The organism is ANME-2 cluster archaeon (genome assembly GCA_014237145.1).
Taxonomy (GTDB): Archaea; Halobacteriota; Methanosarcinia; order Methanosarcinales; family Methanocomedenaceae; genus Methanocomedens_A.
Genome location: JAAXOC010000080.1, coordinates 1 through 21,069, shown reverse-complemented (window position 1 = coordinate 21,069; position 21,069 = coordinate 1). Strand labels below are relative to the sequence as shown.

Below are 21,069 nucleotides of genomic sequence, written 5' to 3'. Positions count from 1 at the left end.
GGTAGTCATTAATAGCGCAACGTTTGATGTGAAGATAAATTCAGGCTATCTAAAAAAAACAGATAGTTTCTTAAGTCAAAATGCTAATTTGACGGTTTCTATTGAGTTCACACACAAAACATCTGGGCATGGGGTATACCGCCAATGATGATTACACATTCCGGTTCTATAGCCCCGCAGGATATGGCAGCAACAACACTCTGTTCTCCAACAATATTTGCGGTGGTGGCTTGGAGAAGAGCTGTCTGCACCCGGGCAGCATCAACCAATTCCCCTTTGAAAAACTCTTCAGTTACTTCAAGTTTCAGTCCTGAGTCCCTATAGGTTTTTCCTATAAGATCACGATCACAAACTGCTACCAGCACCGACACTTCAGTTTCATATATTTTGATATACATAGTCACAGCTTGGATTATAAACTATTAAACCTTATGTTGATTTTAAGTAGCCGTTCCTTGGTTCAAAGATGGCCCCTTCCCTTTTAAGCCTCTTGATTATATCCTCTGCCTTATCCTCATCTATCCCGGCTTCTGAGGCACGCTGGAACACTTCATCCTTTGGTGCTTTCCCTTCGTGTTCTTGCTGGAGATCACGTATAATATCACGGATCAACTTGGCCCGGTCACGCTGGCTTTTTGCCATACCGGTACTGATCATATCGACATCCAGTTTCCCTGTTTCGGGGTCGGTCATAACCTGCCTCAGGCTTTCGTTCACTATCCTGATAATGCGGTTCACATCAATTGTGGTCACAACATTACTTAGCCGCATCCTTGCTGATGCCTCTGCCAGGCGGACCAGGGCCTCAAGCTGTCTGGCAGTAACAGGTACAGGAGAATTGGGATCGGATAACCCCTGGTTCCTTAGGTTGAGGTAAAAATCAATGATCATCTGCCTGGCATCGCCCTCCAGGACAGGGAAGATGTTACGTTTGGAATAAGCGATATATTTTCTCATCAATTCCGGGTCAATGGATGGCTGGATTACCTCCATAGCTTCATCGATCTGGTTCTGGGTGACAGGTGATGATTGTACATTTTGGAACTGGGCATTGATCTCTCCCGCATAGTGCCCTTTCATTATATGTTCGGCAATATCCGTATCCCTTTTCTTACCGGGCTCGTCAGTCAGTATGAAGATAAGGTCGAACCTGGAGATGAGGGCAGGAGGCATATTGATCTGCTGTGGAATGTTCTCATACTTGTCGAACCTGCCAAATTTGGGATTGGCCGCACCCAGCAGGGCACATCGGCTCTTAAGAGTGGCGAGTATGCCAGCCTTTGCAATACTTATGGTCTGCTGTTCCATGGCCTCATGCAGAGCACTCCTGTCTTCCTTTGCCATCTTGTCCATTTCATCCACTGCTGCCATGCCCTTATCTGCCAGTACCAGTGCGCCGGCTTCAAGCGTCCACCGCCCGTCACCGAAATCATCCTTAACTGCCGCTGCAGTAAGACCGGCAGATGTAGTGCCCTTGCCCGAAGTGTAGATGCCCCTGGGCGATAATTTTATTGCATAGCGTAAAAGCTGGGATTTTGCAATACCAGGGTCTCCCACCAGCAGCATATGAATATCACCCCTGATCCTTGACCCGTCAGGCAAATGTTTTGCCACTCCTGAGAACAACTGCAGTGCCATAGCTTCTTTTATCTCCTCATAGCCAAAGATGCTGGGAGCGATAGAGGATATCATCCTGTCATAAATATCAGGTGAACCGCCCAATTCCCTGATCAACTCTTCATCTTCAGGTGTGATCTTGATCTCATCAAACTCATGGTCTTCCCGTTCGATCGACAGTCCGTCCAGTACCAGGTCAAAGTAAGTGCTTTTGATCTGGTTCTTTTCTCTCTGGTAACTCCTCAGTGTACCCACAATGGTCACACGGTCCCCTGGGGCCACCAGTCCTGACAGGTCATCCTCAATGTCAATATCCAGTGTCTGGGGTTGTTCACCGCCCCTCAGGTCTTCAGGGGATTCCTGCAGCCTGAGCTTCTGGGCATCCACGAAAATAGATTCATTTACAAGCAATTTGAACGGACCCTGCCTGCCGCATTGCTCATCCTCACATTCCAAGGGCTGTACGAACTTATTGCCGCTCTGGAAAACATTTGTTATATGGCCGCACCTCTGGCATTCAAATGCTGCCCTGACCAGTTTGGGCCTGACCTCAGTAGCCTTCCTGATTATACCATCAATAGCGATCAGTTTCGAAATATTTTCGCTCCTTAGAAGGCGTATATCTATCCTTGAAGAGAGCTTGATAATCCTTATGTAGGCATCCTCTAAGGTTACATCCATTGGCAGGTCTATCTTCCGAAGAGCATTATTGGCATCATCCAGTACTTTAGTAGGTGTTTCCAGTAGCTCTGTTGCAAGTTCCAGGTCATATCTTTCAATGTCAGGAAATTCAATTACCAGGCTCTTACTTTCCGGATAAATGCCTGCAAGGGATAGCAGTTGCTCCCAGTAATAACGCTTATAGAATTCTTCCCAGACAGGTTCAGATGAATGTTCGGTCATTTTAATTAATCTGTTTTATGACGGGTAATTGGATATGAATGTTTCTATAGAGAGAGCGGGGTGAAAATATTCTCTCGATGTTGTTTTTTGCTCCAGTGGAAATAAGGGGGTGTTATATTTCACGTTTTTTGTTCGTGTTTGTACGAAATACTTATAGACAATAAATTTATAATAATTAAGTGTACAGACGAGGTTTAACACTATTTTATATTCTCCCACCCCCTCCCTCGTTTGTACCCTCCATTATTATTAATGAAATATTGTTCATTGCTTCATAGAAAAGTTGATAAAGCATAAAAAATGATAACTTTCTATATATCAATGCTGGAAATGATTTTTAATGATTCTACTTATTGTCATTTATGAGGGATAAATTATGAACGAAAAGGATAATGAGACTTCACAGGATTCCGGGGGAAAACCTGAAAAACTTGGGTCTGAACCAATTTCTGGAAAGGAAGAGGATTTACCGGATAAAAAAACGGTAGAATATTCAGATGAGGGATCGGTCATAACTTCTGAAAAAGAGCCAGAGGAAGATATTGAAGTATCACCCGAAACTCCCTTTGAAGAAAAAACGGTAGAATATTCAGATGAGGGATCGGTCATAACTTATGATAAAGAGCCAGAGAAAGATATTGAAGTATCACCAGAAACTCCCTTTGAAGAAGAAACGGTAGAATATTCAGATGGGGGATCGGTCATAACTTATGATAAAGAGCCAGAGAAAGATATTGAAGTATCACCAGAAACTCCCCTTGAAGAAGAAACGGTAGAATATTCAGATAAAGAATCGGTCACAACTTATGATAAAGAGCCAGAGGAAGATATTGAAGTATCACCAGAAACTCCCCTTGAAGAAGAAACGGTAGAATATTCAGATAAGGAATCGGTAACAACTTATGATAAAGAGCCAGAGGAAGATATTGAAGTATCACCCGAAACTCCCCTTGAAGAAGAAACGGTAGAATATTCAGATGAGGAATCGGTAACAACTTATGATAAAGAGCCAGAGGAAGATATTGAAGTATCATCCGAAACTCCACTTGGAGAAGAATCGGAAGTAGCTTCAGATGAGGACTTCGTGGCAGCTTTTGATAAAGAGCCGGAGGAAGAAGTTGAAGTGGTACCAGAAATACCTGCGAAAGAAGAAATACCAGTAAAAGAAGAGATTCCTGCTAAAAAAGAGCCTGAAACAACACCCGAACCGGCCCCCGTCATCAAAGAAGAAACAAAAGAGGTACCACCTAAAGAAGTAGTGATCATAAAAGAAGTGGAGAAAAAACCCAACAAGTTCGTTAGAAAGATCAAGCGAACAGCACTTGTAATTGTTCTGGTAATCGCACTGGCCCTTGCAGGCACCATGTATGCCTGGACTTCTGGCATGAATGACCTGCGTGATGACAATGATTATCTTATTGTTGTAGTTTTCAAGGAAGCTGAAGCAGCGAGTATATATCATAAGGACACAGGAGAATCAGAGATCATCGAAGTTACTGAGCTGGAAAAAATATCCAACCGGAAACTCTTTTTTGAATCTGCCCAGAAGCAATATGGTGTACTTGACAGGATGATCATTATTGATGTGAACACCCTAAGAAAATTGTCCACAGATGAATATATTTTGTACAATGATGATCCTGAAAAGAAAATCACCAGAGACGAAATGTATAATTGGATAATTGGTAAAGATTTCCCCCGTGACTCAATACAGGGCAATGATTCTCCCTCAGTAGTCAATGCCAATATGTTAAAATCATGGCTTGATCATTATGAAGAAAAGCTATTTGGGGATTGGGGAGGTTACACTATTAAAGTTGTCTTAAATGGATACAGATCTGAAAAAATTATAATCTATCCTGGAAACTCTGCACTTTATATCCTGAAATATGTAGCAGTTGAGAAAATATTTTTCCCAGTATAAAATACTTGGACAGCAGTTAAAGTCAAACGTTGCGCCGACACACCCAACCGCAGCAGAGCTGCGGGGTATAATTATGAATATTAAGCAGATGGACCTACCATCTGCTCTCTTTTAAATCCCTTCGTTTCTTTTCAAGGAAAGAGTATACAGGACCGTGTGGAGAACCCTTGAGCAGCATCTCGATGCCGGTACGTACGACCAATACCTGGTCAGGGTATCCCATCAAGCTCACTGTTTTTCCCATAACCGATATCTTGCTACCTGTCAGGTTCTCGAATATCTCCCTTGTCTTGCCGCTCTTACCTATTATCCGCCCCTTAAGCCGTTTCATTTCCTTTGGCGTATTAGCTATGTGGCTCAGATCAATAATTTCCAGGATAAGCATATCATCATCAAACAGGCGAAGGGCCTTCTCAGGACTAAAACCCCGTCCTATAGCCTTTATTACCTCTCCTGCCCTCATTGCCATCAGCGGGTCTTCGGGACTAATGACCTCAACACTCCCTGTCTGGCTGTCAATATCAAGTTTTGAAGTGGACTTTTTCTCAATAATATCTTTAATGCTCCCTTCAGGTCCGATTATTGCGCCGACCCTGTCCATGGGAACTCTAATGTAAGTGGATGTTTTGCTATCTATCATACCAGCCCCCATAAAATACTTAATAGCACATATTACTGGTGGTCGAGCCCGGACCGAATTACCTTTTCATAAAGGTCTTTGGTATCCACATCCACTTTGGACCTGGAGAAGAACCGTGCCATATTGTTGATATCCCTACGCAGGAATTCGTCTGAATTCAGGTGGTCAAGTGTCACAGACTGACCCATATCAATAAATACGGGAGTCAGGGAATCAGGGTCAACCAGAATATTGTATTCACTAAGGTCGCCATGTACCAGTTGTGCATCCCTGTACAACCGCACAAAGAAATCCTCAACAGCTTCATATACGAATGATGCCTGTTCTGTATCAAGGTTAAAATCACGAAGTTGTGGGAAGGGAATATTTTCCACTCCGATAAACTCCATAACCAGTATGTTCCTGTTGGTTATAAGAGGCATGGGTACATTCAACCCCGCCTCCTTTGCCCGGCTTAAATTCCTGAATTCCTTACGGGTCCATGCCAGTACAATATCCTTTTTGGTGTGTCTTATGTTCCTGAACCTCACATCACCTATCAGGTAATCCTGCATGGCCCTGAAATTACTATTACTTATGCGATAGACTTTGATAGCCAACTCCTGCAGTTCATCATCCTGTGTTCTTACTGCATGGAAGATGTTTGCCTCTTTTCCTGTACTTACTGTACCCCCAAGCGCATCCAGGTATCCCTTTGATGAAAGCTTGTACAGGGCCATCAACGTAGCTGTATCAAAAACCTCATCCTTGACCTTAAAATCGTCAGAATCCTTGATCCTCTTTCTGAACTCATCAAGTTTATCGTCAAACGTTTTCAGTTGTTTTGAAGACGTAGTGTCCAGGTCGACCATCGTGGATTATCCTTTCAGGTATCCTCTTTTTTCCAGCCAGTCCACTTGTGGTTTGGTATATCGCCATACAACATCTGACTTCGCATCCTGGAAATCCCACGGTACCACAATAACGATATCACCTGCTCGAATCCACGTACGTTTTTTCATCTTTCCCGGAATCCTTCCGAGTCTTACCACTCCATCCATACACCGCACTCTTATCTTATTAGCACCAAGCATACTTTCAACTACACCAAGAATTTCTCTATCCTGTTTGCGGGGAACCCTCACTCTTATTATTTCATTTTGTACTGGTGGTTTTTTCCTATGAATACTCAGATTAACACCTCTATATAAAATGAGAAAAACAGTTGTTCACATGATTTCCTCTGATAATGAACCGTTGCATTATTTTAATATAAACTGACACGTAGATATATAAAACTAAGCTATTACTGTTGCTATGACAGCATATTGCAATCGACAGATCAAGAAAATGCTCACTTCGTTCGCATTTTCCAAGCCTATGGGAAAGTATATACTTTCCTATGCCTGTACAAATTATTTAATAATCCAGGATTTAGCAACTAATCCTAAACAGTAGAGGCGTAGGGTGATTGGTCCAGTATACTGATACCATTATTAGATATGTTCAGTACACGTATCTCGTTTAATGTACTCGAACCCCTTAGTTTTGCTATATAGATGGAACGCTGTAAGTTGTTACCTGAAACCACCCGACCAAGGCGTGTCACCGAATCTGCACCGTATTCTACAACAGACTCAACATTGAAAGTCGTACCTACGGTGACGATAGAAGTAACATCATATTTTCTTAGCACACCGAACAGGTCATCTACAAGTGTCTTTAATTTGTAAGGAGAATCAATTGCAAGTAACATGGCTTCAATGGCATCAATAAATATCCTATCAGGTTTTACCTCTTCAATCTTACGGACAAGTAGCTTCTTAAAGCTCATGATAAGTTCCATAGGTGCCATATCAATAGTCTTCTGTAACCTGAGTTCAGGGTTGGCTATATCAACAAATGTTATCTTACCTGCTTCCTCCATTTCCCATAAATCCCATTTGAATGAAGAATACATCTCTTTTTTCAGGGATTCTGCTGATTCGGAAGTCATAATACAAAGGGATTTTTTATTGTTCTGGGCACCATGATACAAAAATTGGGAGCCAAATACAGTTTTACCGGTCCCTGATTCCCCGGAAACCACATTTACTGTCTTTTTGAAATAGCCACCGTTCAACAAATCATTGTAACCAGTGATTCCTGAATCCACCCTATCCAAAATTTCATTCTTGATTGTCATTTGAACCAACTAAGATATTAACATACTTCATTATGAAATTTTCCATTGGAAAACACAAAATATACTACTCTATAATTCCAGTTGTCCCATTCGTTCAACAGCCTCATTTATCCGTTCCACTGACTGGGTCAGGGAAAAACGCACATACCCTTCACCATAATCACCGAAACCCACGCCTGGTGTGGCCACGATACCTGCTTCTTCCAGCAGTATCTTTGATAAGCCCATTGAATCATGACCCTCAGGTACAGGAGCCCAGATATAGAATGTAGCCTTTGGCGGCTTGACATCAATACCCAGTTCCTTTAATCCCACCATCAGGGCATCCCGCCTCTGTGTATATATCTTGTTCATGTCACTGATACACTGCTGGGGACCCTGCATTGCCGCGATACCTGCCTCCTGTACCGCCTCAAAGGCCCCGGAATCCACATTTGTCTTGACCTTGCCCAGACCGTCCAGGATTTCTGCATTACCAACAGCGAACCCTATCCTCCATCCGGTCATATTATAGGTCTTTGACAGGGAATGCAGCTCAATACCCACGTCCATGGCGCCGTCAAATTTTAAGAAACTTGGTGCCTTATAACCGTCAAATGTCATCTCACTATAGGCATTGTCATGGACGATGATGACCTCATTCTCTTTTGCGAACTCAATTACCTCTTCAAAGAACTTGTCAGGTGCTATGGCCGATGTGGGGTTATTCGGGTAGTTCAAAAACATTAGTTTTGCCAGTTTTGCTACATCCTTGGGTATTGCATCAAGGTCAGGCAAAAAGCCATTTTCTTCAAGCAGAGGCATAATACATGGCTTTCCATCAGCAAACAATGTGCCGATTTTATACACAGGATATGCGGGGTCCGGGATCAGGGCAATCTCTCCGGGGTTTATGAATGCCAGTGGAATATGGGCAATACCCTCCTTTGAGCCTATCACGGTCAGCACCTGGGAGATTGGATCCAGTTCAATACCCAGATGTTCCTTGTACCACTTAGCTGCGGCTTCCCTGAAGGACAGCATGCCGGTATATGAAGGGTATTTATGCCTGGTTGGGTTTTGTGCAGATCTATACAGGGCCTGGATAACATTATCAGGTGTGGGCATATCCGGGTCGCCAACACCCAGGTCTATCACATCCACGCCTTTTTCAATTACTCTGGCCTTTGCCTCATCTATAGCTGCAAAAAGATACGGAGGGAGATTGTTGATCCTTTCTGAGTACATTGGTTCCACCTTTGTTAAATGATAAAATGAAGTGCTTGAATTGAATTGCAAAATGTCTTTATATCTACTTAAACCTTTAAGTTACACAATTTATGAAAATCTCAGAGATCGACATTCCTGATGCTATAAAAGGATTCTACACAGAGTCCGGCATATCTGAACTTTACCCGCCCCAGGAAAAGGCTGTTGAAGCCGGACTGCTTGAAGGGCGAAATATATTAGCAGCCGTGCCCACGGCGTCGGGCAAGACCATGATCGCTGAGATGGCCATGCTGAAGTCCATCATCAATGGCGGAAAGTGCCTGTATATCGTGCCCCTCAGGGCATTGGCATCAGAGAAATATGCACGGTTCAGGGAATTTGAGGAACTTAACATGCAGGCAGGGGTTTCCACAGGCGACCTGGATTCCAGGGACGAATGGCTGGGCAGGAGGGATATTATTGTTGCAACCTCTGAGAAGACAGATTCACTGATACGCAACGGTGCATCCTGGATAAAGGATATTACAGTAATTGTGGCAGATGAGGTGCACCTGCTGGATTCACCTGACAGGGGCCCGACCCTTGAGATCACCCTTGCACGGCTCATGCAAATGAACCCGGATGTCCAGATAATCGCACTCTCTGCCACAGTGGGAAATGCACAGGAGATGGCGCAGTGGCTTGATGCTGCACTGGTTGAAAGTAAGTGGCGGCCGATCGACCTGCTGGAGGGAGTATTTTTAAGTGGTGCAATAAAATTCCAAAATTCCCTGCGTACTGTGGAGCATAAGTACAAAGATGAACTGACCGACCTGGTCTATGATACCCTTGATGAAGGTGGGCAGTGTCTTGTATTTGAAAGCAGCCGGCGGAATGCTGAGGCCAGTGCCAGGCGGCTTGGCCAGACCCTTGGTAAAAGCTTAGGAATCCCGGGAAGCTCAGAAAGTTCAGAAAGCCCCGGACATGAATACAGCGTAGAACTGGATAGCCTCGCCAACCGGGTCCTGGATACTGGTGAGACTGAGATCACAAGACGGCTGGCACAATGTGTCAGGGGCGGGGCGGCATTCCACCATGCAGGGCTGCTGTCGGAGCAGAGAAAACTGATAGAGGACGGATTCAGGAACAACCTTATCAAGGTACTTTCATCCACGCCCACACTTGCTGCCGGATTGAACATGCCTGCCAGGCGCGTTATTATCAAGAGTTACAGGCGGTATGACCCAAACTACGGTATGGTGCCCATACCTGTACTGGAATATAAACAGATGGCAGGCCGGGCAGGGCGTCCAGGACTTGACCCGTATGGTGAGTCCGTGCTGATATCAAAATCTGATGAGGAAATGGAAGTACTTATTGAGCAGTATGTGAACAACAATGCCGAGGACATCTATTCCAAACTCGGTACCGAAAGCGCCTTGCGCACCCACATCCTTTCAATAGTATCTACCGGGCTTGTAAAAAACAGGGAGGAACTGATGGATTTTTTAGGCCGTACTTTTTTTGGGTACCAGCAGGATACCTGGAAGCTTGCGGCTGTAGTCGATGAAGTGATAGAGTTCCTTGTGGCGAACAACTTGGTAATAGACAGTGACGGGCTGCACCCAACCGAACTGGGAGAACTGGTGACAAAGTTGTATATTGACCCAATGTCTGCCAGTACCATTATGGAGGGAAAGAGGCACCTGGGCAGGGTGAACGTGACCGAACTGACATTGCTTCAGCTGATCTGCAATACCCCGAATATGCGGCCCCTGTATCTGAGAAATAACGATTATAGCTGGCTGGATGACTATGTGCAGCAGCACAATGATGAATTTGTAGCTCCTCCTCCCCCGCACAGCAGCGAGTATGAGTGGTTCATGTCTGAAGTAAAGACAGCCGTGTTACTTCTGGAATGGATATCTGAAAGCAAGGAAGATGATATTACAAGCAGGTTCAATATCGGTCCGGGTGATATAAGGGCACAGGCGGACACTGCACAGTGGCTTATGCATTCCACTGCCCGCATATTTTCCTATCTTGGCAGCGAACATGCGGGGTTTGCAGAGGAACTGGTGGAGCGCATATCCTATGGTGCAGCTAAGGAACTGCTGCCCATTATCAAGATAAAGGGTATCGGGCGTGTGCGGGCAAGGAAGCTCTATAATGCAGGATATAAGGATATCGAAGCTATCAGGAAGGAAAAATTCAAAGCACTGGCTGATATTATCGGGCCGAAGATAGCTGCTAATACCCTCAGGCAGCTTGGGATTGATGTGGAACCGGAGCCAAATGGAGATCATGACCAGACAGGAAAGGGTACAGGACAGCAGAATATCATAGATTTTTAGTGATATTACCGGATAGATAGGCTTTTAACATATTATGGTAATCTCATGACTCTTATAAAACTGTTAATTGTTCTAATACATTTTTAGGTGACATGTTTGCACATAATTATCATCGGTGCCGGTGATGTTGGATATCATCTTGCCAAAGCGCTCTATCAAGACCACGAAGTGGTTATTATTGAAAAGGATGAAGATGCCTTAGGGCAGGTAATGGGTCTTGATGTACAGATTATCCAGGGCAATGGTGCTGATATAAAGATCCTGAAACAAGCGGGAGTTGAAAAATCAGATCTGGTAGTAGCTGTAACCGATCATGATGAACTCAATATCGTAGCCAGTATGGGAGCCAAGCTGCTGACCAAAAACGGAACCAAGACCATTGCAATGGTCAGCAACCCTGATTATATAAATGAACCTGTGACCATGCGAGAACAAGTGGGCATGAACATCATGATCTGTCCCGAACTTTCCCTTGCCTATGCAATGTACCAGATACTTTCGATACCTTCGGCTGTTGATGTCCAGGATTTTGTGGGAGGAATGGTCAAGATGATCGAGTTCAAAGTAAATGACGGGAATGTGCTGGTGAACAAAACACTTAAAGAGATACAATTTCCCCAGTGCAGCATGATCTCAGCCATATTCAGGGATTCCGATGTCATCATTCCGGGAGGGGGCGATATCATCCGCTCAGGTGACCGTGTGGTAATGATAGGCAAGGAAGAGGCCATACAGGAGATAAGGAAATGGTTCGAGGTCAGCAACCTGAGCAAAAAAGTGCTGATAGTAGGAGGCGGTACTGTTGGGTTCTACCTGGTTGAGCTGCTTCGGAAAAATGACTTTAACATCACACTGGTCGAAAAGGACCTGAAGCGGTGTGAAATGATTGCCGAGTCCCTGCCAAATATCATGGTCATAAACGGTGATGGCACTGATATGAAGATACTGGAAGAAGTAAATGTCCCTGGTATGGCTGCAGTGGTTTCTGTTACCAATAGTGATGAGAAGAACCTGCTATGCTCCCTGCTTGCCAGGCAGTTGGGCGCAAATAAGGTCTTGGCCCGGGTGGACAGGACCGAATACACCCAGTTGTTCGAGATGGTGGGTGTGGATGTGGCCATGAGTTCCAGGGAAGCTACCATCAACGAGGTGCTCAAGACCACGCTGCTCAAGACAGGCATTCAATCCATTGCCACACTGGAAGGTGAAAAAGCTGAAGTGCTTGAACTTACTGCCAGGTCAGGTTCCAGGATAGTAAAAAAGCCACTAAAAAGTGTCAAGTTCCCAAAAGATGCCATTGTCAGCACAATAGTACGCGAAAGTAACATAATTATACCTGACGGTAATGTCCAGGTACAACCACGTGATAAGGTTATTGTCTTCACCAAACTGGAAATGGTTTCAAAGGTGGAGGAACTTTTCAAGTAGGGCGGATCGCCTTTGTCATGGAATGACTTGAAGATTATATTGAGAGATGTGGGCAGCCTCTTACTGATAGTAAGCCTGCTTGCACTGGTATCCATTGCAGTGCCCCTGGTATTTTTGGAATATGGAGCCATTTATGCTATGCTGGTCACGTCAGTTCTGGCCGGCATTGCAGGACTGGGGTTAAAATCCATAGGCAGGACCAAAGATGAGATACAGCTTACGCATGCCATGGCCATCTCATCCATTGCATGGCTGGTAATCCCCTTATTTGGCAGCGTCCCGTATATCCTGATCGAAGGCATGTCCCCCTTAAATTCGGTATTTGAATCCACTTCGGGATGGACGGGCACAGGGCTCACTATGATAACGGCCCCATCACAACTTACCCATACCATCCAGTTCTGGAGGTCGCTTACCCAGTGGATAGGCGGAGTTGGGGTGATCGTGCTGATAATCAGCATCATAACCCGGCCCGGCACCAGTATGTACCACCTGTACCGTGCAGAAGGACGGGAAGAAAAGATATTCCCCAGAATCATGACCACTGTAAGAATGATATGGTGGATATATTTCCTGTTGACGATCCTTTCCATTCTAATCCTGCTCGTGGCCGGAATGCCTCTATGGGATTCCATAAACCACGGCATGACCGCCATATCCACAGGCGGCTTTTCAGTAAAGGATTCAAGTATCGCAGCTTATGATGACCCATTGATAGAACTTGCCCTGATACCGATAATGGTAATGGGTGCAATTCCATTTTTGGTACATTACAGGGTCCTGAAAGGGAACGTGGGTGCTTTTTTTAAAGATGTGCAGTGCCGCAGCCTGTTAATCCTGCTCTTTATAGGAGGGGGACTGCTTGTGGCAGAGAACTTCCCCAATTACGACTGGTTGTCAGGGTCCCTCAGGTATTCTGTATTCCAGGTAGTGTCAGGTTTGACCTGTACAGGCCTGCAGACCGCCACCATACACACCTGGGCACCCAATGCCAAACTTGTAATCATTCTATTGATGCTGATCGGAGGTGCTGCGGGTTCCACTGCCGGGGGTATCAAGATAGTAAGGGCCGCCGCCATGTTCGCAGGGATCGGGTGGTGGTATAAGAAACTCTCGCTGCCCCATGAGGTAGTAGTGGTCCAGAAGTTCGGGGATAAGGTACTGTCTGATGATGAAATGGGTGCACAGCTCAATGAAGCAGCCATCATCTCGTTCTTATGGGTGTTATTCCTGTTTGTGGGTATTTTCGTAATGCTGCATATCGCACCACCGCCGTACTATGTTGATGATGTTATATTTGAGGTGGTATCGGCACAGAGCAATGTGGGATTGTCCACGGGCATAACGTCGCCTGATATGATGTGGGCCGGTAAACTGATGCTGGTATTCAACATGTGGATAGGCAGGCTTGAGATCATACCCATTATTGTGACGCTCAAATTATTGCTGCGGCGTTTTGGATAAAGAACTTATCATATAAATTACGTTAAGAGTGGGTTATACAATGAGATTAAAAGTGGTCCTTAACACCCTGGGAATTATCCTGAAGTATATTGGGGCTTTGATGCTTATCCCTGCACTGGTGGGATTTTATTATTCCTGGCAGGACCCGGCCCAGTTCCCATCTGTTATGGTCTTTATATATTCGTTTTTGGTCACAACCTCAGTGGGTCTCACGCTGGAATATACCAATCGCAGCAGCGATGACTTCAGGAACAGAGAGAGTTTTGGCATCGTGGCTTTTGCCTGGCTCCTGGCAGCAATATTTGGCGCTTTGCCCTTCCTGCTGAGCGGAATGCATCCGGTGGATGCCCTGTTCGAGTCCATGTCAGGTTTTACCACCACAGGTGCCACCATTATGACAGATATCGAGTCCCATTCAAAGGCCTTGCTGTTCTGGCGCTGCTTCATGCAGTGGCTGGGCGGCATGGGTATCATTATGCTGTTTTTGGCCATCCTGCCCAAACTGGGAATAGCGGGCCGGCAGTTGTTCAGGGCAGAGGCGCCTGGGCCCACTGAAGATAAACTCAAGCCCAGGCTCAAGGAGACGGCCAAGATACTGTGGATGGTGTATGTGGTCATTTCAGCAGTTGAGTTCATTGCACTGTGGTTGGCCGGTATGGGGGTGTACGACAGCCTGACCCATACCTTCACTACCATGGCGTGCGGCGGGTTCTCACCCAGGGCCGATTCCATTGCAGCTTTCAACAGTCCCCTTATCGAGGGGATCATCGTTTTTTTCATGTTCGTAGCAGGTGCTAATTTTGCACTGCATTACAGGCTGATATATGTGGACCATAGAAGTTTGCTAAAGGACGGTGAGTTTAAGTTCTACAGTTTTATTGTAGTCTCTTCCGCTGCGGCGCTGACCTGGACACTCTGGAGGACGGGGACGTTTGAGGGGATCGGCACATCTTTCAGGTATGCCATATTCCAGGTGTTGTCTATAATAACAACAACGGGTTATGCCACCCATGATTTTAACACGTGGCCGGACTCGTCCCGCATGGTGCTGGTCATACTCATGTTCATTGGAGGCTGTGCAGGTTCCACTGCAGGCGGGATCAAGGTGGTGCGGCTGCTGTTGATGTTGAAGTACGCATACCGGGAACTGTTCAGGTCGCTCCAGCCAAAGCTGGTGCGGCCTATCCGGCTGGGTGAGCGGGTAGTACCTGAGGATGTGATGAACAGTATCTTCTCATTCATTATCCTGTATGTACTGGTGTTCATGACCAGTACGTTCATATTGAGCGAGTTGGGTGTTGGGGCCATCAGCGCTGCTTCGGCATCCATTGTGACGCTGGGTAATATCGGGCCAGGCTTTGACCTTGTGGGGCCGTGGTCTAATTTCAGTACCATACCTGATATGGGGAAACTTGTGCTTATTGGCAATATGTGGATCGGCAGGCTTGAGATTTTCACTGTGCTGGTGCTGCTGATCCCAGGGTTCTGGAAGGAGTGAGGGATGAGATTTAAAGTTGTCCTTAACATCCTGGGAATTATCCTGAAGTATATTGGGGTTATGATGCTTATCCCGGCACTTGTGGGATATTATTATTCCAGGCAGGACCCGGCCCAGTTCCCATCTGTTATGGTCTTTACATATTCGTTTTTGGTCACAACCTCAGTGGGGCTTGTGCTGCAATATACCAATCGCAGCAGCGGTGAGTTCAGGAACCGGGAAAGTTTTTGTATAGTGGCTTTTGCCTGGCTGTCAGCAGCAATGTTTGGCGCTTTGCCCTTCCTGCTGAGCGGAATGCATCCGGTGGATGCCCTGTTCGAGTCCATGTCAGGATTTACCGCCACCGGCGCTACCATTATGACAGATATCGAGTCCCATTCAAAGGCCTTGCTGTTCTGGCGCTGTTTCATACAGTGGCTGGGCGGCATGGGTATCATTATGCTGTTTTTGGCCATCCTGCCCAAACTGGGAGTGGCGGGCCGGCAGTTGTTCAGGGCAGAGGCGCCAGGGCCCACTGAAGATAAACTTAAGCCCAGGCTCAAGGAGACAGCCAAGATACTGTGGATGGTGTATGTGGTCCTTTCGGCGATACAGTTCATTGCACTGCTGGGTGCAGGAATGGGGGTATACGACGGCCTGACCCATACCTTTACTACCATAGCGTGCGGCGGGTTCTCACCCAGGGCAGATTCTATTGCAGCTTTCAACAGTCCTCTTATCGAGGGGATCATTGTATTTTTCATGTTCGTGGCAGGTGCCAATTTTGCACTGCATTACAGGGTGATATATGTGGACCATAGAAGCCTGCTAAAAGACAGCGAGTTCAAGTTCTACAGTTTCATTGTGGTCTCTGCCGCTCTGGTGCTGACTGTGACTCTCTGGATGACAGGGACGTTTGAGGAGATTGGCACATCCTTCAGGTATGCCATATTCCATGTATTGTCCATACTGACCGGAACGGGTTATGCCACATTTGATTATAACACATGGCCGGACTCGTCCCGCATGGTACTGTTCATGCTCATGTTCATTGGAGGCAGTGCAGGTTCCGCGGCAGGTGGTATCAAGGTGGTGCGGCTGCTGTTGATGTTGAAGTACGGGTACCGGGAACTGTTCAAGTCGCTCCAGCCAAAGCTGGTGCGGCCCATCCGGCTGGGTGAGCGGGTGGTGCCTGAGGATGTGATGAACAGTATCTTCTCGTTCTTTATACTGTATATACTGGTGTTCATGACCAGCACGTTCATACTTAGCTTGATGGGAATTGAGAAGGTCAGCGCTGTTTCGGCATCCATTGCGACGCTGGGCAATATCGGGCCCGGATTTGACCTTGTGGGGCCAAGTTCTAATTTCAGTGCCATACCTGTTTTGGGGAAACTTGTGCTTATTGCCAATATGTGGATCGGCAGGCTTGAGATTTTCACGGTGCTGGTGCTGCTGATACCAGGGTTCTGGAGGGAGTGAGCGGGTGGGTAAGTTTTGCATTTTTTGTGATTTCCCATTCATTACAGAGGAGAGAAGTAGAGGGATAAGTTGCAGTAGCAGGGATAAATGAAATATACAGACCTGTGCAGGATTAATATGTATGGTATGTATACTACCTGGTATGTAGAGTATCATTGCAAAGCACATAGAAGGCAAGGAGAAGCTGCATGAACAGGGGTTTGTGGTCTTTGACCTGGACGACTTCTAAGCTGCGTGAAGATTGCCGTTGAAAATTGACCTTTTTTCCCACCAATTTTGACCCACCTTCAAATGACTTTTCTTACCTTCAATAGTCACTATTTTCCACAAGATCAAACGTTCTGGATTTTTTGGGGACTGACCTCCCAAAATCCTCCACTTTGTGAATCAATAATGATTGCCGTATTCTTCAATTTCTCTTTACTTCTGGAATTGTGCCCCTTTCGTCTACAACTCTTGCCAGTGATATAGGGGGCATGTGTCCCTTTAGTAAAACGAACCTAAAGTACGGTATTTGGGGTGTACTCCATGTTCACAAGGATATCTTGTATCCTGTATAGAAAACCATATTATCAAACCCCTATAAAAAGGAAGATATGAAAAATCTGGCATGCCCCATATGCGGCCGTCCCGCAGACAACCTAATAAATGGCAGATGTAAGGACTGCTTTCTCAAAACCTTTACCCTGGCCCGGATACCCCATATAGTCCGCACTATTATCTGCCCTTTATGCGCTTCAGTGAAAAAAGGCGGGCACTGGGAAGGAAATACTGCTGAACTTGAAGATGTCATACAGGAAGGGATCAAAGAAGCACTCAAGCTCAATTCCGATGCAGGGGACGCACATGTCTCGATCGATCTCACCAATAGCGACCCGTCCATATACCATGCAGGCATCAGGATAGATGCCAGCGTCAAGGAAATCAGGACCAATGCAGCACTCAAAACAGAAGTGCGGGTCTCAAGAGAGACCTGCGACACCTGCAGCCGGATAGCAGGTGGCTATTACGAGGCAATGGTCCAGGTGAGGGCAGAAGGGCGCTTTCCGGATGAAGAAGAACAGTTGCAGCTTGTTGAGTTAATTGAAGAAGTGATCGAGCGGCAGTACAGGAAAGGATACCGGCTGGCTTTTATCACAAAAGTCGATGAACTGCCTGAAGGGACGGATGTATATATTGGTTCCAACAGTTCTGCACGGCAGGCATGCAAACTGGCAGCCGAACGTTTCGGGTGCAGTTATTCGGAATCCCCCTCCCTGGTTGGTAAAAAGGACGGCAAGGATATCTACAGGATCACATACAGTCTAAGGCTGCCTAGGTTCGTACCCGGTGATATTATCAATGCAGGCGGAGATACCGTACTTATCAGGCATTCCGGCAAGAGGACATCAGGATTGCTTCTCGGGTCCGGGCTGGAGTTCTCTGAGAATACCAACAGGTTAAAGGATGCTGTGAAGATCGCAGATATGGGAGATGCAGTGGATACGGTGCTGATTTCGGTAGAAGATGATATCGTGCAGGTAATGCATCCTACGACATTCAAGCCCGTAACATTGAAAAAACCGGCACACCTGTCCGGCAGGGGCGGTGAGGATATCAGGATCGTTATTATCAGTGATGAAGTATTCATATTGCCGCCATATCAGGAAAATGAATGAAATGAAGGCGCTGGTGGTACCAAAAGAGCAAGCAGAAGCTGTCAGGCTGAGACTGCTTGAGCAGGGGTGCCTGGATACAAAGCGTAAATTATCTAAAAGGGGGAAGCACCTGGAAATCCCAATTACCGGGGCGGTCCCGCCTGAATTTAAGTCTTACCCGGTCGTTTGGCCTGATGATGCTAAATACTACGAACCTGAACCCACTCTGAGGGACCTGATGAGGGCGCATCTGGATAATGATAAACTGGCACTGCTGCCAGGGGGTTGGCAGATGATCGGTGATATTGTTGTCATTTACCTGCACAGTGACCTGTATCCGGAGAGAAAACAAGTGGGTGATGCAATGTTTAAGCTATACCCGAACTGCAAGAGCGTATATCTGGACAAGGGCATAAGTGGAAAACTGCGGCGTCCCGGACGGGAACTGGTGGTTGTCAGGGATTGGGTGGATGACCCTGCCATTACGGTGCATAACGAGAATGGATGCAGGTTCAGGCTGGATGTTACTAAGGTTATGTTCAGTAAGGGCAATTTGCAGGAGAAGATGAGGATGAGCCGGCTGGGGAAAGGTGATGTTGTGGTGGATATGTTCGCAGGTATCGGGTATTTCACCATACCAATAGCGGTTCACTCACATCCTGATAAAATAATTGCCATCGAAATAAATCCCGAATCCTACCATTACCTTGTGGAGAATATTCGGCTCAATGGCGTTGAGGGAATTGTGGACCCGGTACTTGGGGATTGTGCTGAAATGACACCGGTCTTATCAGCAGACCGGGTGATAATGGGGTATGTGGGTAATACCCGTCATTATCTCGAATATGGTATAAAAGCGCTGAGATCCGGGGGAATCCTGCACTACCATGATACCGTGCCTGTACACCTGGTACCGTCCAAACCCACTGGCCAGATCAGGGACGAAGCCTGTAAACAGGGCCGCCGGGCTGAAATACTGGACTGGCACAGGATCAAGAAATATTCTCCGGGCGTATGGCATGTGGTGGTAGATGCCATGATAACATGAATTGTGCCGCCGTTAATTATTGATAGTGATAAATACCATCTTTTCTTGGAAGGTACATAGCCATAGCGAAAGGAATGGGTTGTAACTTCCTAAATTACCCACTTCATTCTTAATTAGAAAAGCTTAGCCTGCGCCCCAGAATTGCTTAACGATAAAAACAGAAAAGGTTACACATCATGTTGTGTGTATACACTACATAATAAGACCAATCTGAAAAAATTTTTATTTGACACAGAATATCTTGGATGTTCTCTAAGCCCGTTTGTGAAGGATCTTCCAGGACTCCGAAAAGAATACCGTGAAATAAGAAGGGGACCTGCTATACCAATCGCTGATGTCAAGCGAATATGTGTTCAGGGAGATTTTATTAAAGTTTTGGAGTCGACTAAACCATCGGGTAAACATGAGCAATTTAAAGCACAGTGAATCCTTCAACTTCTGCACAAACAGGCTATATATTCAACTAACAGGGAAATATTCCGATAATTATTTCCCTCTACTCTATACACTCAATAAACACCATCTCATAATCCACAAACTGTACCCGCCAGTCACGGGGTAAGTACATCCGCTCCCCTTCAAGATGTTTCGCCAGTGTGTCCAGCCCCGCGATGTCGGCCAGCCCTTTAAATCGCAGTATCACGATACCGCAGGGGTCCCTGTTGTTGTCGATAAAAAAGTTTACCCCTTCCACGTCCTGTTCATACACTTCATGCAGGAATAGGTGTGTTCCTTTTGTAGTCTTGAATTTATACCCGGTATCCATCACCAGGCTGTTCAATATCCATCACACACCCTGAAGAAGTTCAAGAGAAGCTCATCCCCTTTTTCGGTATGGCTTACTTCAGGGTGCCACTGCACACCGAACAGCGGCCTGGTCTTGTGCCGCATGGCCTCGATCTCACACACATCACTGCGGGCCAGTTGCACGAAGTCAGGCGGCAGGCCTGTGACCTCATCGGCATGGGACGCCCATACAATGGTGCTGGGTCCCAGTTCCTTCAATATTTCATCCTCATCTATTATCTCCACCTGGACGGCAGCATACCCGCCCTTGTGTCCTGTGGCAATCTCGCCGCCGCAGGCCCTTGCTATCAACTGGTGACCCAGGCAGATGCCAAGTATGGGCAGGTCAAGTTCCTGCACCATCTCTTCAGCCCGGCCTACGCGGTCTATGCTTGGCCCGCCGCTGATGATAAGGCCGTCAGGTTCCATTGCAAGTATCTCTTCATTGCTAAGGGTATTGGCAATAATGTTGCTCTCTATATCCAGGTCGCGCACAGCCCTGTGGATGAGGTGGCAGAACTGGCCGTAGTTGTTTACTACAAGGATCTTCAGGTCACTCATAATTGCAACATAGTTATCAGGGTAATTGATAAATCTATCTTTTTACCGGAAATGATGATCTTAAAAACACTTCACTGCTCATATTTGATGTGAAAAAGTGTATATTTAGAAATGTATATGATCTACAGGCTTTCATGCATGAATAAAGAGTGCAGGGACGCACAATACAGCATGTTAAGCAGCATGGTAAGACTTAGATTGATCCTGCCTCTAAATATATATTCTCATTTTTATATAAAAAATCAATCATAAATCTTAACTACATTCATCCCAGCCCATACCTCAGGCTTGGACAATAATGAGATTATGGAAAAACGAAGATGCCAGGGTGCCACTTGCACTGATAGGAGTGCTGTTCGTACTAATATCAGCCGGTACTTCATTGAAATTATCACA

The 21,069-nt window shown here is 46.0% G+C and carries 18 protein-coding genes; 8 read left to right on the top strand and 10 right to left on the bottom strand.

Annotated elements, in window-relative coordinates; translation table 11 throughout:
- Positions 1-107 precede the first annotated feature (107 nt).
- Positions 108-398, bottom strand: a complete 291-nt coding sequence (locus tag HF974_10290) for a DUF424 family protein (protein MBC2698696.1) — start codon at positions 396-398, stop codon at positions 108-110.
- Between the two features lie 31 nt (positions 399-429).
- Positions 430-2,520: a minichromosome maintenance protein MCM gene (locus HF974_10285; GenBank protein MBC2698695.1), complete on the bottom strand. Its 2,091-nt coding sequence runs from the start codon at positions 2,518-2,520 to the stop codon at positions 430-432.
- 376 nt (positions 2,521-2,896) lie between these two features.
- Here HF974_10285 and HF974_10280 point away from each other — a divergent pair, with 376 nt between their 5' ends.
- Positions 2,897-4,444: a hypothetical protein gene (locus HF974_10280; protein MBC2698694.1), complete on the top strand. Its 1,548-nt coding sequence runs from the start codon at positions 2,897-2,899 to the stop codon at positions 4,442-4,444.
- A gap of 94 nt (positions 4,445-4,538) precedes the next feature.
- On the opposite strand, the gene HF974_10275 is transcribed toward HF974_10280, so the two are convergent.
- The 5 genes from HF974_10275 to HF974_10255 all read right to left on the bottom strand — a co-directional run bounded on the left by HF974_10275 (position 4,539) and on the right by HF974_10255 (position 8,475).
- Complete coding sequence (locus HF974_10275) at positions 4,539-5,084, bottom strand: RNA-processing protein (protein MBC2698693.1); 546 nt, start codon at positions 5,082-5,084, stop codon at positions 4,539-4,541.
- Positions 5,085-5,116: 32 nt separating this feature from the next.
- Positions 5,117-5,935 (bottom strand): serine protein kinase RIO, encoded by an 819-nt coding sequence (locus HF974_10270; GenBank protein MBC2698692.1) that lies wholly within the window; start codon positions 5,933-5,935, stop codon positions 5,117-5,119.
- Positions 5,936-5,941: 6 nt separating this feature from the next.
- Positions 5,942-6,250, bottom strand: coding sequence for a translation initiation factor eIF-1A (eif1A, locus tag HF974_10265; protein ID MBC2698691.1), 309 nt, complete (start codon positions 6,248-6,250; stop codon positions 5,942-5,944).
- 260 nt (positions 6,251-6,510) lie between these two features.
- The gene (locus tag HF974_10260) at positions 6,511-7,248 is read right to left on the bottom strand and encodes a circadian clock protein KaiC (protein MBC2698690.1); all 738 of its coding nucleotides are present in this window, start codon (positions 7,246-7,248) and stop codon (positions 6,511-6,513) included.
- Between the two features lie 69 nt (positions 7,249-7,317).
- Positions 7,318-8,475 (bottom strand): LL-diaminopimelate aminotransferase, encoded by a 1,158-nt coding sequence (locus HF974_10255; GenBank protein MBC2698689.1) that lies wholly within the window; start codon positions 8,473-8,475, stop codon positions 7,318-7,320.
- Between the two features lie 92 nt (positions 8,476-8,567).
- Here HF974_10255 and HF974_10250 point away from each other — a divergent pair, with 92 nt between their 5' ends.
- The 5 genes from HF974_10250 to HF974_10230 all read left to right on the top strand — a co-directional run bounded on the left by HF974_10250 (position 8,568) and on the right by HF974_10230 (position 16,641).
- Positions 8,568-10,790, top strand: coding sequence for an ATP-dependent DNA helicase (locus tag HF974_10250; protein ID MBC2698688.1), 2,223 nt, complete (start codon positions 8,568-8,570; stop codon positions 10,788-10,790).
- Between the two features lie 96 nt (positions 10,791-10,886).
- Complete coding sequence (trkA, locus tag HF974_10245) at positions 10,887-12,218, top strand: Trk system potassium transporter TrkA (GenBank protein ID MBC2698687.1); 1,332 nt, start codon at positions 10,887-10,889, stop codon at positions 12,216-12,218.
- Between the two features lie 12 nt (positions 12,219-12,230).
- Positions 12,231-13,682 (top strand): TrkH family potassium uptake protein, encoded by a 1,452-nt coding sequence (locus tag HF974_10240; GenBank protein MBC2698686.1) that lies wholly within the window; start codon positions 12,231-12,233, stop codon positions 13,680-13,682.
- A 40-nt stretch (positions 13,683-13,722) separates the two neighbouring features.
- Positions 13,723-15,180 (top strand): TrkH family potassium uptake protein, encoded by a 1,458-nt coding sequence (locus tag HF974_10235; protein MBC2698685.1) that lies wholly within the window; start codon positions 13,723-13,725, stop codon positions 15,178-15,180.
- 3 nt (positions 15,181-15,183) lie between these two features.
- The gene (locus tag HF974_10230; GenBank protein MBC2698684.1) at positions 15,184-16,641 is read left to right on the top strand and encodes a TrkH family potassium uptake protein; all 1,458 of its coding nucleotides are present in this window, start codon (positions 15,184-15,186) and stop codon (positions 16,639-16,641) included.
- A 133-nt stretch (positions 16,642-16,774) separates the two neighbouring features.
- On the opposite strand, the gene HF974_10225 is transcribed toward HF974_10230, so the two are convergent.
- On the bottom strand, positions 16,775-16,915 hold the full coding sequence (locus HF974_10225) for a hypothetical protein (protein MBC2698683.1): 141 nt from the start codon (positions 16,913-16,915) through the stop codon (positions 16,775-16,777).
- Positions 16,916-17,237: 322 nt separating this feature from the next.
- On the opposite strand from HF974_10225, the gene HF974_10220 reads away from it, so the two are divergent.
- Together HF974_10220 and HF974_10215 are read left to right on the top strand one after the other, a co-directional pair.
- A complete protein-coding gene (locus tag HF974_10220) occupies positions 17,238-18,299 on the top strand; it encodes an NMD protein affecting ribosome stability and mRNA decay (protein MBC2698682.1) in 1,062 nt (353 codons plus the stop codon).
- Position 18,300: 1 nt separating this feature from the next.
- Complete coding sequence (locus HF974_10215; GenBank protein ID MBC2698681.1) at positions 18,301-19,326, top strand: class I SAM-dependent methyltransferase family protein; 1,026 nt, start codon at positions 18,301-18,303, stop codon at positions 19,324-19,326.
- A 496-nt stretch (positions 19,327-19,822) separates the two neighbouring features.
- Here HF974_10215 and HF974_10210 read toward each other — a convergent pair whose 3' ends face one another.
- A complete protein-coding gene (locus HF974_10210; protein ID MBC2698680.1) occupies positions 19,823-20,107 on the bottom strand; it encodes a hypothetical protein in 285 nt (94 codons plus the stop codon).
- Positions 20,104-20,673 (bottom strand): GMP synthase subunit A, encoded by a 570-nt coding sequence (locus tag HF974_10205; GenBank protein ID MBC2698679.1) that lies wholly within the window; start codon positions 20,671-20,673, stop codon positions 20,104-20,106. Before HF974_10205 ends, HF974_10210 begins: the two co-directional genes overlap by 4 nt.
- Positions 20,674-21,069: the final 396 nt, after the last annotated feature.

Bases quoted from the DNA above. Each gene is read 5' to 3' on its own strand.
- HF974_10280 (MBC2698694.1), top strand. From the start codon at position 2,897: ATGAACGAAAAGGATAATGAGACTTCACAGGATTCCGGGGGAAAACCT.
- HF974_10285 (MBC2698695.1), bottom strand. From the start codon at position 2,520: ATGACCGAACATTCATCTGAACCTGTCTGGGAAGAATTCTATAAGCGT.
- HF974_10205 (MBC2698679.1), bottom strand. From the start codon at position 20,673: ATGAGTGACCTGAAGATCCTTGTAGTAAACAACTACGGCCAGTTCTGC.
- HF974_10220 (MBC2698682.1), top strand. From the start codon at position 17,238: ATGAAAAATCTGGCATGCCCCATATGCGGCCGTCCCGCAGACAACCTA.
- HF974_10235 (MBC2698685.1), top strand. From the start codon at position 13,723: ATGAGATTAAAAGTGGTCCTTAACACCCTGGGAATTATCCTGAAGTAT.
- HF974_10290 (MBC2698696.1), bottom strand. From the start codon at position 398: ATGTATATCAAAATATATGAAACTGAAGTGTCGGTGCTGGTAGCAGTT.
- HF974_10260 (MBC2698690.1), bottom strand. From the start codon at position 7,248: ATGACAATCAAGAATGAAATTTTGGATAGGGTGGATTCAGGAATCACT.
- HF974_10270 (MBC2698692.1), bottom strand. From the start codon at position 5,935: ATGGTCGACCTGGACACTACGTCTTCAAAACAACTGAAAACGTTTGAC.
- HF974_10255 (MBC2698689.1), bottom strand. From the start codon at position 8,475: ATGTACTCAGAAAGGATCAACAATCTCCCTCCGTATCTTTTTGCAGCT.
- HF974_10230 (MBC2698684.1), top strand. From the start codon at position 15,184: ATGAGATTTAAAGTTGTCCTTAACATCCTGGGAATTATCCTGAAGTAT.
- HF974_10250 (MBC2698688.1), top strand. From the start codon at position 8,568: ATGAAAATCTCAGAGATCGACATTCCTGATGCTATAAAAGGATTCTAC.
- HF974_10275 (MBC2698693.1), bottom strand. From the start codon at position 5,084: ATGATAGATAGCAAAACATCCACTTACATTAGAGTTCCCATGGACAGG.
- HF974_10215 (MBC2698681.1), top strand. From the start codon at position 18,301: ATGAAGGCGCTGGTGGTACCAAAAGAGCAAGCAGAAGCTGTCAGGCTG.